This window comes from Providencia sp. PROV200 (genome assembly GCF_049901995.1).
Classification (GTDB): Bacteria; Pseudomonadota; Gammaproteobacteria; order Enterobacterales; family Enterobacteriaceae; genus Providencia; species Providencia rettgeri_E.
The window spans coordinates 3,732,655-3,744,114 of sequence record NZ_CP096307.1 but is presented as its reverse complement, the minus strand read 5'-3'; the positions used below and the strand labels follow the sequence as shown (position 1 = coordinate 3,744,114).

Here is an 11,460-nt window from a genome sequence, read left to right as displayed (position 1 = left end):
TTACGGAGTTATTCTGAATCACTTTCTTTTGAGAATGTTTCATAAATTTCATCAATTAATTCATTGATGGTGTTTTGCCATAATTTAGGTAATGAAGCCTGCCATACCACATCAATCCGCCATTGAGCATGCTCAGAATGCTGAATAGGAATAAAACGAGTGTCTTTTGAGCTAATGTTTTTTGCACTATAGGGTAACAGGCTTACACCAACATCGGCAGCTACGAGTGCAATTAACGTTTGAATATCATTTGCTTCTTGGGATGGGGATATTGATAAGTTTTCATGTTTTAGATAGCGCTGAATTTGTTGATTAAGCTTTGAACCACGTTCTGCGCGTAACAATAATAAAGGAAAATGGGTTAGATATTCTTTTACTGATAATTGGGGCTCCAATTTTTGTGCTACCGCTAAGGCAAGTACTTCAGATTTTAATGTTTTGCTCACTAAGTTATCTATTGGTTTAAACGCAAACTGGCGAGTAAAAGCAATATGTAATTCATGGGCTTGCAGTTGTTTCTCCATTTCATGAGAAGGCATATCATCCAATTGAATTGGGATATTAGGTAATTTTTCGCGTAGTCGTGCAACAAAAAAGGACGCTTCTTGAAATGTTGATATACCAAACCCAACCGTTAACTTTATGGGGGGCTGTTCCCGAAGTATTGCGGTTTGGCGTAAAAACTCAGTGGTTTGAGCGAGTATCTCCTGTGCATAGGGAAATAACATTTTCCCATGAGGAGTCAATATAGCGCCATGACGCCCGCGTTCAAATAATGTTATATCTAATTTTTTTTCAAGTAATTGAATTTGTTTGGTTAAAGCTGGCTGACTAATATATAAACGTAATGAAGCTTCGCGGTAATTTTTTGTTTCTGCGAGAATGACAAATGCACGAAGTAGTCGAGTATCCACGGTAGTTAGCCAGCTTATTAATAATATAAGACACTATAGTATTTGTATTATAAATGATATGACATGTCATTAACTTTAGCTATTATGGCTGTTCCTTATGATTAGGGGAATTCTGCTCCGCAAAACGAACACTACGAATATCGGTTTCATAGCCCATCGTTTCAGCCATAATGCGGTACAATTCAGGCCTTCTACCTGTAAGCCAACGTCGTCCATTAGAGGTAGGAAGCAAACTAAGGTCAAGATCTGCAATCACCATATCATCCACAACCAATAGACTCTCTTTGATAATTCGACCATAGGGATCTATCACCATTGCATTACCTGTGCGAATTTCATCATCATCTAAGCCAACTCCATTACTAAACAGGTAGAAGACACCGTTATCGTGAGCTCTTGAGGGTAACCAGCGCATTAGCCATCCACGTCCGTGCTCCCCTTGGCAAGCATCAAGCAAAGCTTGTGGATCTTGTAGCCTATTTTCCCAAAGGTGCAAATCAAGTGGTTTCATGCCATATGGGCTGCTCGAATGGGTACCCCCCGTTTGATGGGGAGCTAGAATGATATCAGCGCCAAGTAACGCGTTTATGCGTGGGTTTTCAATTAAGTTGTTATCCCAGCAAATTAAAATGCCAGCTTTTACCCCCCACGGGGTATCGAAAACAGTGTAATTGTCTCCACTATGGATAGAGGGGTGTTCAAAGGCGTGTAATTTACGATGAGCATGGTACTGCCCATCAGGCATACAAGCGACCCAAGTGTTATAACATTTGCCATCTAACCCTTTTTCAATCAACCCAACACCAATAATCATATCTAATTCAATTGCACGCTGGCGGATCAATGCTAATGATGGACTATCATGTAAAGTTTCACTTAATGCATGAACAGCATCATCAGGTAATTTTGGTACATGCCAATAACCCGTAATACACATCTCAGGCAGCACTAGTATTTTCACGTTTTGTTGCGCGGCTTGGGTAATAAAGTCATGAATACGGCTTAGATTATAGGTCTTATCATTAGGGCGATGCTGAAACTGAACGGTTGCAACGCGAAGTCGAGGTTGCCTTTGCATTTTTTATATCTCCTTAGTCCTTAGGTTAAGAAGATGAAACCATGTAGTTCGAACAAAAAATAATGAGTTATTTTCTCATTCAATAACGATAAGTTATTGAATAGACTTCTTAGCAAACATGGATAAAAGAATTTTTATGTATAAACTGACGAAATAAGAAATATTTACTATTGCATTATACTGAATATATATCTTATTTGGTGTAACATGCTTGTGTTGTCTGTTTTATTTAAGAGTGTCTGGCCAATTTTCACTCAGAAAAATATCCTTATTTAATGAATTAGGCACATAAACGGTCTTTACTCTTGTTATTAAAGGAAAGAAATTAACTTAAGCTATACGCGCAAAATGTAATAATGATAGGTATCTTTTTTGTTATTTTGACTATTTATTGGTGAAAATGCGAAGTGAAATACTTGTATTACTCATTTTTTAATGTATTAGGCTACAATTATTATGTTTTATTTTTGTTATGTTTCATCTTTATTCTATAAAACTGCAATATAAGGTTGTAGTTTGTTACAATTTGAAACTGGTATAACTCATTGTTATTTAAGGGTTATCTATTTGTTGGTTTATTTGTTTTTACGCTAAATACGTGTTATTGATGATTATCAATATCTTTTTACTCTAATTATGAATAATTTACTATGTTATATAAGTAAATAGTATTCATTGAGAGAAGATTTCAATTTTTTATATTCTAAACTCTTAATTTGAGTAAACTAAAAATACTATTAATTTAATCATGAAAAATGATAAAAACAAAAAAACCATTCTCAGTTGTTTTTTTGAAATAAACATTAAAAATGTAAGAAATAAATTAATATATAAATAACAATGATATAAAAATGCTTAGTAATCAATGAATAATAAATAGTATCAATGAAAAATATCTATTTTTTATTATCAATAGAAGTTATGTCATATTTTTAGTTGTTACCATTGTCAGTGGTAATTATGTATTAATCTTTAAAATCAGTATGTTATGTTTCAATTTTTATTATTTTAAAAATAACAACTAATATGAATAATATACTTTTTATCTTATAAGTGAATTAAACCTTAAATAATGAAATTTTGATAGGTTTCAATGACTTTAATTTAAATTATCGATCGTTATAAACAGTTTTACTTTTATATATTGAAAACTATAATTAACTCAAATTTCGTGTTTTAATTGGTTTTTGCTATTTTGATTTGGATATATAAGCAGTGTATAATCAGTGCAATTTGTTATGTTAAAGGTTTTGATCTGTAATATAATTTAGCCATTTAATATTTCAGTTTATTTTGGGCTATTGTTAATGATAAATGTAAATCGGATAGTAGGTAGAGAGATTAGAAAAAGAAGAAAGCACTTAGGGCTTTCGGGTATTGAATTAGCGAATCTTGTTGGTGTGAGTCAGCAACAAATTTCTCGCTATGAAAGAGGTGAGTGCAATATTAATATTGAGAATCTGCATGTACTTGCTAACGCATTAGAAACTGAAATGATTTGTTTTTTTATTGATGATGTTTTTATCAGTAAAGAAAATAAAGAAAATAGTTGACGTAAAAAAGTCAAAAATAGTCTAAATATGACCTTTGATTAATAAAATATTATTATTTTATTAATCAATTATTTAAATAAATAAAATTATGGTTTTTTTTACTTTTATAGTAAAAGTCTAACTTTTATCCTATTTGTTATTACATTCTCAGCAAATAAATATCAACTTAATAATCTACTGATTATTAAGTGGTTGGTATATCTGTCGTCTTTTTTATAGGAAAATATAAATGAAATTAACTAAAATTGCATTAGCTACAATTATCGCTTCTTCATTCGGTATTGCACACGCAGCACCTGTAGATCAAGGAAGTGGTATCATTAACTTTACTGGTAAAGTCATTAATGCTCCTTGCTCAATCCCTGGGGATGGTACAATTAACGTTGATCTGGGCCAAGTTGCAAATAAAGTATTGGAAACGGGTAACAAATATAGCCAAAGTGTTCAATATAATATCCAGTTAGAAAACTGTGATTTAGGAGCAGTGACAGATGCTGACGATAAAGTTATCTTCCCTGCAGTCAGCAAAGTAAAAGTTACTTTCACTGGTACTCCAGATACGACAGCTAAAGAATTACTGGCAAATACAGGTACTTCTAAAGGTGTTGGTGTTCGTTTAATCAACGCAGATGGCGCAACAATGAAAGTTGGTGACACTAGCGTTGAGTTGCCATTAGCTGATGGTCCAAATAAATTAGCATTCAGTGCGCGTGTTGAAGCAAATGGTAGCAAAGTTGAAACTGGTAGTATTATTTCTCAAGCAACTTACGCTTTAAACTACCTGTAATTTTTTATTTAAAATAACAGGCAAATATATGCCTGTTATTTTCATTTCTTATTTTTTGTTTTTTTACAGGGAAAATCATGTCTCTATTGCCTCAGTTTAAAATAAATAAAATATTATTTTCAATTGCTTTGGCGTTTTCCGTTTCTGGAATAGCGAATGCAGTAGAATTTAATATGAATATTATTGATGCTAAGGACAGAGATAATATTGATTTGAGTCAGTTTTCTAACCCTGACTTTATTCCTGTTGGTGAATATTTAACAGATATTACATTAAATGGTAGAAAGTTATCTGGACAGTATTTAATTAAATTTATTGAAGAGAGTAAAGATACTTCAACACTCTGTATTACACCAGAGATGGTAAATGTTTTTGCATTAAAAAAGAAGGTAAAGGAAGAACTTCTGCAAAATAATAATGGCCAGTGTGTTGAACTATCTAAAAATTTAGATATTAACTATCGCTTTGATAAAGCGAATCAGAATATCTTATTTTCGATTCCTCAAGCTTGGCTTGAATATGATGATCCTTACTGGGTACCACCTTCCCAATGGGAAAATGGGATTACGGGGGCATTTCTTGACTATAACTTATTTGTCAATTACTCAGCGCCTAAAAATAATAGTGAAACATTCAGTGGTAGTAGTAATGGTTCCGCTGGCGTTAACTTAGGAGCTTGGCGTTTTCGCGCTGACTATCAATATCAATATAATCGCTCTCAAGGCAAAACGAATGAGCGGTTTGATTGGACTCAGTTATATGCCTTTCGCGCTTTACCTCAAATGGGGGCAAAGGTTTTACTCGGTGAGTCTTATTTAAAGACTGATTTATTTGATAGCTTTCGCTTTATCGGAGCGTCTATTTTTAGTGATAACCGGATGCTGCCACCTTCGTTACGTGGTTATGCGCCCCAGGTTACCGGTATTGCGAAAACGAATGCGACGGTGATTATTTCACAGAATGGCCGTGTGATTAAGCAGGTTAAAGTTGCTCCAGGGCCATTTAATATCCAAGATATTACTGAAGCGGTACAAGGCACTTTAGATGTAACGATCGAAGAAGAAGATGGTTCAAAGACCACTTACCAAGTGACAGCGGCATCGTTGCCGTTTTTAACGCGTCAGGGCCAGTTCCTTTATAAATTTACCATGGGGCAATCTGACCCATTTGGTCGCTCACAGAAAGTTGATCCTAAGTTTATTGTAGGAGAAATTTCCTATGGTTTATTTGGTGATACATCTATCTTCGGTGGGTTAATTGCAACAGTAGATAATAACAATTATCAAGCGATGAACTTGGGGATAGGGCAAAATATGAATATGTTTGGTGCTATCTCTGTTGATATTACTCGTACCCATGCAAATTTAGATAATTTTGGGTCTTATTCAGGTAATAGCTATCGTTTAAATTATTCTAAACGTTTTGAATCTACTAATTCACAGATAACATTCGCAGGCTATAAGTTTTCTGAAAAAGAATTCTTAACGATGCCTCAATACATTGATGCAGCTAATGGTGTGCTTGATTTTAGGCGTGATAAAAACGTCTATACCGCGTCTTTTAATCAATACATTAGCCCACTTGATTTAACGATTTATTTTAATGCTTCTCATCGCCAATTTTGGAATAGTGAATCAACAACAAACTTTGGAATGAGTTTTAGTAAGTTATTTAGCATTGGGCAAATTAAAAATATTTCCGGAACATTATCACTCAATAAAATTAAATATGAAGAGACGGATGATAATCAAATATATCTGTCTTTCTCTGTGCCACTCGAAAATGGCGCTTCGGTTAGTTATGACGCTCAATATGCAGACAATGATCATAGCTTTGGTCAATCAGTGGGTTATTACAGTGCAAACGAGAATAATAACTACTGGAGTATGCGTGTTGGTGGTGACCAGCACAAATTAGGACGCGCAGAACCAAATATCAGTGGTAGTTATCAGTATTCATCACCTTATGGCGTATTAAATGTTAATGCGACTGAAAATGTGAACTCATATCGTGCTGTTGGTGGTAGTTGGTATGGCTCCATGACAGCAACAAAATATGGTGCAGCTATGCACCGCAATGGGACTAACAATGAACCTCGTGTGATGATTGATAGTGACAATGTTGCAGGGATTTCCATTGACAATGGTGAGTCAGTTACAAACCGATTCGGAATTGGTGTAGCGACAAGCTTAAACAGTTTTTCTAATTCAGATGTTTATATTGATATGAATACATTACCTGATGATGTAGATGTCAATGACAACATTATTGGTAAAACCCTGACTGAAGGGGCAATTGGCTATCAGAGGATAAAAGCAAACCAAGGAAAACGTATTTTAGCAATTATCCGTCTGAATAATGGAAATTATCCACCGCTTGGCACCAGTGTGATTGAATCAAGCACAGGAAGAGAAGTCGGAATTATTGCAGATAGTGGAGTTGCATATTTAACGGGTGTAGATCCAGAAGAAAGCTACATAGTGAAATGGGCTGCAGGCGCAAACCAATGTAGTTTGAATTTACCTAATATTGCCGAAAAAAGTCAGGGTAAAGTCCTGATCCCTTGCCAATAAAGGAATGATGTATGAGTAAAAAGTATGTAGTAGCTTTAGGATTTTCATTAGTTTTTGTGGGCATGCAAGTTGCGTCTGCTGCGATTAATATTGACCGCACACGGATTATTTTTCCTGGCAAAGATAAGTCAATAAGTTTGGTTATTAATAACCAAAGCAAAACAATGCCTTATTTAGCTCAATCTTGGATAGAAGATGAAAAAGGAAATAAGGTTTCTGAACCTTTTACGGTTTTACCGCCAATGCAACGTGTTGAGCCTAATGCTAAAAACCAAATAAAAATCATTAAAACAGAGGGCGTTGATGCCCTTCCACAGGATAGGGAATCTCTGTTCTATTTAAATGTTCGTGAAATTCCACCGGTGACAGATAAAGAAAATGTCGTGCAGATTGCAATTCAAAGCCGCTTAAAAATGTTTTATCGACCACCTCAAATCGAAAATAACAGCGATAAGGTATGGGCTAAAGAGCTGAAATATACGCACACGGGTGGACAATTATTAATTGAAAATCCAACTAAATATTACGTGACACTGGGCTATCTTAGTAATAACAACCAGAAAAATTTCCCTGGTTTTGACAGCGTGATGATTGCTCCGTTTTCTAAGGAAAGTGTCTCTGTGCCGACAAGCAGTTTTAATCAGTTATATACCGGCTATATGGATGATTACGGTGGAATGAAAATGTTGACTTACCAATGCGCCGCATCGACCTGCCAGCTGTCAAAAGAGAGCCAATAGGATTTTAGATATGAGAAATTGCTACTTTTCAATATGTCTTTTCATGCTATCTCTATGTGGAGGCCAAAGTTATGCAGATAGTAGCATGATGAGAGGTGATCTTAATTTTACAGGGAATGTCGTGGCATTGCCTTGTAAAATTTCATTTTACTCGATAGATCAAAATATTGAATTAGGCCCAATATCTCTGAATTATTTTAATGAGATTGGGGATAGAAGCCCTAAACATGAAATCAAATTAAAATTTGATGACTGCATTTTCCCAAAACACGATCGTGATGATAGGGAGCCTGTTGTCCGGATCATGTTTATTTCAGAGCCAACTGCAAGTACAGACCGTAATTTATTTGGTGGCAAAACTATTCTAAATGGCTATGGCATTCGCTTAATGGATAAAGATGGCAATATTGTTCCTAATGGTGAATACCGTAGTTATCCAATCTATTTTGATGATAACCAGCAAATTACGATTTATTCCATGCTAGAGAGTTATCGACCCAGAAATGAATTAACAGTGGGTAATATTAAAACGCAAATTACCTTGAATATTACTTACCTATAAGGTGTATAAATCATGATACACAGGCTTATTCGAAAATATGGTTTTTATATTTTATTTTTATTTGTCTTTATTAGCCCAAAAACATTTGCTTTAGATTGTGTTGAAGCCGGAACTGGGGTGGTCATTAAACCTGCTGTACCTGTTGGGCAATTAGCGATTCCATCGGATACGCCTGCGGGAACGATTGTTTGGCAATCTGACCCACTAACAGTCACCGTTTTTTGCGATAACGTACTTGGGAATATGATTGACGTTGTTCATATGTATTTTAACCCGACATCGCAAAAATTAGGAACCGGGTTGCTACTTGGTGCCAACTATCAAGGTCAACAATTGGAACGTGACCAACAAAGAGTCAGCTTGGGAACCGCACCTATTAGCGGTAATCAAAACGTCACAGTGACAGTCACATTTACCTTATATATTAAGGTGACGGGCATAGTTCCACCATCAGGAAACTATGACGGTGATAACCAATTTACGGTTTTCCAATTTGATGGAAGCGGGGGGATCAATACGTCGCCTGGGGCGAAAAACTTACGCTATTCGATATCGGGATTACGGGGGATCCGTTTCTTAAAATGCGGTGCGGATATTAAAGTTTTTCCTGAGTCACAGCAAATTGATTTTGGCCAGCTAATGATTACAGACTTGAATCAAGGGAAAGAGTTTAAAAAGGATTTTCAAATTCAAGCAGTGAAAAGAGGGTGTCTTGATAATTTCTCTATGAATATTAATTTTGAAACGACCGATCCACTAAATGGTGAATATGCGATTGATTTAAAAAATGGTACCAACTTAACAATTATGGATGACAAAAGTAATAATATGAGATTCAATTACTTCCAATTTTTTGGTAGCTTACCGCAAGGCAGTACTTCAGTAACTCGCGATTACAGTGCAACAATTAAAAAAGTGGGAGCGGTCAAAACGGGTGGGTTTAACGCCTCAACCATTGTTCGAATTAACTATTATTGATTTAGGTAATATATCGATGTGAATAATAGTAAAAGAGTGGGCATCCGGCCTGCTCTTTTACTCTGTAACAGTATGATTATATAACTGCTTGGCTATTATGCTACATCGCCATACTGGCTAACGAATGTTAGCGCACTCCTTTGCGCTTGATTGGCTAACTCTATTTAACACATTTTCCGCAAGTTTCATTTTGCACTTGCTCAAAGAAGTTATTCCCTTTGTCATCAACCAAAATGAATGCAGGTAACCCTTCAACTTCCATTTTCCAAATCGCTTCCATTCCAAGTTCTGGATATTCAAGGCAATTTAGACTTTTCACATACTCCTGTGCGAGTATTGCTGCGGACCCACCAATACTGCCTAAATAGAACCCACCATGTTTTTTGCAGGCATCTGTCACCAATTGAGTTCGGTTACCTTTCGCCAACATTAACATGCTGCCACCGTGAGACTGGAATAGGTCAACATAAGGGTCCATCCGGTTACCTGTGGTTGGGCCCAAAGAACCGGAAACCATGTCTTCAGGTTTTTTCGCTGGACCTGCGTAATACACCATATGGTCTTTAAAGTATTGAGGCAATTCTTCGCCGCTATCTAAACGCTCTTTCAGTTTAGTATGCGCAATATCCCGAGCAATGATAAGCGGCCCACTGAGAGATACACGTGTCGATACAGGGTGTTTACTCAGTTCAGCTAAAATGTCTTTCATTGGGCGATTGAGGTCGATATGTACCACTTTTCCTTCAGCTTGATTACGCATCGACTCAGGAATGTATTGGGCAGGGTTGTGCTCCATTTTTTCGAGCCATAAACCGCTTTTGGTAATTTTCGCTTTAATGTTTCGGTCTGCAGAACAAGAAATAGCTAAGCCGATAGGACAAGAGGCGCCATGACGAGGTAAACGGACAACACGAACATCGTGAGCAAAATATTTACCACCAAATTGTGCACCAAAGCCAAGATGACGTGAAGCTTCTAATAACTCATTTTCTAGCTCAATATCACGGAAAGCACGACCATACTCATTACCTGTGGTTGGTAGATTATCGTAATATTTTGCAGAGGCAAGTTTGGCGGTTTTCAGGGTAGTTTCCGCAGAAGTGCCACCGATAACAAAAGCAATATGATAAGGCGGGCAAGCTGTTGTACCTAAATTTCTCATTTTTTCAATTAAGAAGTTTTTCAACTTAGCCGGGGTCAGTGTTGCTTTAGTTTCTTGATAAAGCGCTGATTTATTGGCAGAACCGCCGCCTTTATTGACAAACAGGAAGTGATATTCATCACCGGTGGTGGCAAAAATATCAAACTGGGCAGGTAGGTTTGTACCAGTATTGACCTCATTAAACATATCTAGCGGAGCATTTTGAGAAAAACGCAGATTTTCGTGTTGGAAGACGTTATAAATCCCTCGAGAGAGGTACTCTTCGTCGTCGCAGTCTGTCCAAACTTGTTGGCCTTTTTTCCCAACAACCGCGACAGTGCCCGTATCTTGGCAGTTTGGTAAGATACCTTTTGCCGAAATTTCAGCATTGCGAAGTAACTGCAATGCAACATATCTGTCGTTTTCGCTGGCTTCTGGGTCATGTAAGATAGCAGCAACTTGTTTCTGGTGCGCGGCCCTTAAAAAAAACTGAGATTCATAAATTGCGTGTTCGGCAAGGAGGGTTAATGCTTCAGGTTCAACTTTTAAAATTTGCTTTCCCGCAAATTGCTCTACAGAAACATATTTGTCAGAGACTTGGAAATACTCGGTTTTATCCTCAGATAATGGATAAGGTTCTTGATAAAAAAACTCTTTATTAGCCATTTTGCTCACTCACATATTAATTTCAGTGGAATTTCCAAAAATAGTCACCCGCAGGCTTATGTTTATTCTTTAATTGGTTTAACGCGAAAGATACAAAGTAAAATTTGTAGGTGTAATAATGAAACAAAAATCACAAAACAAGTCACTAAAAGTTACAATTTAGATTGAAATTATACCAATTTGATTATTATATTCAAAGAGATGCGGGTGATAATATGATGTTGGTTAAAGTTATTGAGATAAAAAATAAGGATCAATGAAAATTAGATTTAAATCACATAATAATATTATTAACTGCGACTTTAATTATTTGTTATAGATGTTACCAGTTATTGGCTTTTTCCATGTGTAATCAAGATATATATCTATTGGATATAATTATTACCATGCCTTGCTAATTTTGTTATACAGTTCTTATCGTATTTTTCTTGTGCATATAATAGCAAATCCTATATCACTGAATGTAGG

Annotated in this window: 9 protein-coding genes; 6 read left to right on the top strand and 3 right to left on the bottom strand. The window is 36.0% G+C overall.

Annotated elements, in window-relative coordinates; genetic code table 11:
• Nucleotides 1-8 precede the first annotated feature (8 nt).
• Nucleotides 9-914 carry a LysR family transcriptional regulator gene (locus M1E86_RS17270; RefSeq protein WP_213913636.1) on the bottom strand — a complete coding sequence of 302 codons (906 nt, stop codon included), beginning with the start codon at nucleotides 912-914 and terminating at the stop codon, nucleotides 9-11.
• Nucleotides 915-996: 82 nt separating this feature from the next.
• Nucleotides 997-1,992 (bottom strand): nitrilase family protein, encoded by a 996-nt coding sequence (locus M1E86_RS17265; protein ID WP_426099180.1) that lies wholly within the window; start codon nucleotides 1,990-1,992, stop codon nucleotides 997-999.
• 1,307 nt (nucleotides 1,993-3,299) lie between these two features.
• Here M1E86_RS17265 and M1E86_RS17260 point away from each other — a divergent pair.
• The 6 genes from M1E86_RS17260 to M1E86_RS17235 all read left to right on the top strand — a co-directional run bounded on the left by M1E86_RS17260 (nucleotide 3,300) and on the right by M1E86_RS17235 (nucleotide 9,185).
• Complete coding sequence (locus M1E86_RS17260; protein WP_125890551.1) at nucleotides 3,300-3,545, top strand: helix-turn-helix domain-containing protein; 246 nt, start codon at nucleotides 3,300-3,302, stop codon at nucleotides 3,543-3,545.
• A 229-nt stretch (nucleotides 3,546-3,774) separates the two neighbouring features.
• Nucleotides 3,775-4,332, top strand: coding sequence for a fimbrial protein (locus M1E86_RS17255; RefSeq protein ID WP_125890550.1), 558 nt, complete (start codon nucleotides 3,775-3,777; stop codon nucleotides 4,330-4,332).
• A 77-nt stretch (nucleotides 4,333-4,409) separates the two neighbouring features.
• Nucleotides 4,410-6,905 (top strand): fimbria/pilus outer membrane usher protein, encoded by a 2,496-nt coding sequence (locus M1E86_RS17250; RefSeq protein ID WP_213913634.1) that lies wholly within the window; start codon nucleotides 4,410-4,412, stop codon nucleotides 6,903-6,905.
• An 11-nt stretch (nucleotides 6,906-6,916) separates the two neighbouring features.
• Nucleotides 6,917-7,645: a fimbrial biogenesis chaperone gene (locus M1E86_RS17245; RefSeq protein ID WP_125890548.1), complete on the top strand. Its 729-nt coding sequence runs from the start codon at nucleotides 6,917-6,919 to the stop codon at nucleotides 7,643-7,645.
• Nucleotides 7,646-7,730: 85 nt separating this feature from the next.
• Nucleotides 7,731-8,207, top strand: a complete 477-nt coding sequence (locus M1E86_RS17240) for a fimbrial protein (RefSeq protein ID WP_248467109.1) — start codon at nucleotides 7,731-7,733, stop codon at nucleotides 8,205-8,207.
• Nucleotides 8,208-8,219: 12 nt separating this feature from the next.
• Nucleotides 8,220-9,185: a fimbrial protein gene (locus M1E86_RS17235; protein ID WP_213913632.1), complete on the top strand. Its 966-nt coding sequence runs from the start codon at nucleotides 8,220-8,222 to the stop codon at nucleotides 9,183-9,185.
• A gap of 160 nt (nucleotides 9,186-9,345) precedes the next feature.
• Here the strand turns inward: M1E86_RS17235 and M1E86_RS17230 are convergent, their stop codons facing one another.
• Complete coding sequence (locus tag M1E86_RS17230; protein WP_102138038.1) at nucleotides 9,346-10,992, bottom strand: fumarate hydratase; 1,647 nt, start codon at nucleotides 10,990-10,992, stop codon at nucleotides 9,346-9,348.
• Between the last annotated feature and the right edge of the window lie 468 nt (nucleotides 10,993-11,460).

What these genes read in the sequence shown, in the direction of transcription:
- M1E86_RS17265 (WP_426099180.1), bottom strand. Translation starts at nt 1,992, where the DNA reads ATGCAAAGGCAACCTCGACTTCGCGTTGCAACCGTTCAGTTTCAGCAT.
- M1E86_RS17260 (WP_125890551.1), top strand. Translation starts at nt 3,300, where the DNA reads ATGATAAATGTAAATCGGATAGTAGGTAGAGAGATTAGAAAAAGAAGA.
- M1E86_RS17255 (WP_125890550.1), top strand. Translation starts at nt 3,775, where the DNA reads ATGAAATTAACTAAAATTGCATTAGCTACAATTATCGCTTCTTCATTC.
- M1E86_RS17250 (WP_213913634.1), top strand. Translation starts at nt 4,410, where the DNA reads ATGTCTCTATTGCCTCAGTTTAAAATAAATAAAATATTATTTTCAATT.
- M1E86_RS17245 (WP_125890548.1), top strand. Translation starts at nt 6,917, where the DNA reads ATGAGTAAAAAGTATGTAGTAGCTTTAGGATTTTCATTAGTTTTTGTG.
- M1E86_RS17240 (WP_248467109.1), top strand. Translation starts at nt 7,731, where the DNA reads ATGATGAGAGGTGATCTTAATTTTACAGGGAATGTCGTGGCATTGCCT.
- M1E86_RS17235 (WP_213913632.1), top strand. Translation starts at nt 8,220, where the DNA reads ATGATACACAGGCTTATTCGAAAATATGGTTTTTATATTTTATTTTTA.
- M1E86_RS17230 (WP_102138038.1), bottom strand. Translation starts at nt 10,992, where the DNA reads ATGGCTAATAAAGAGTTTTTTTATCAAGAACCTTATCCATTATCTGAG.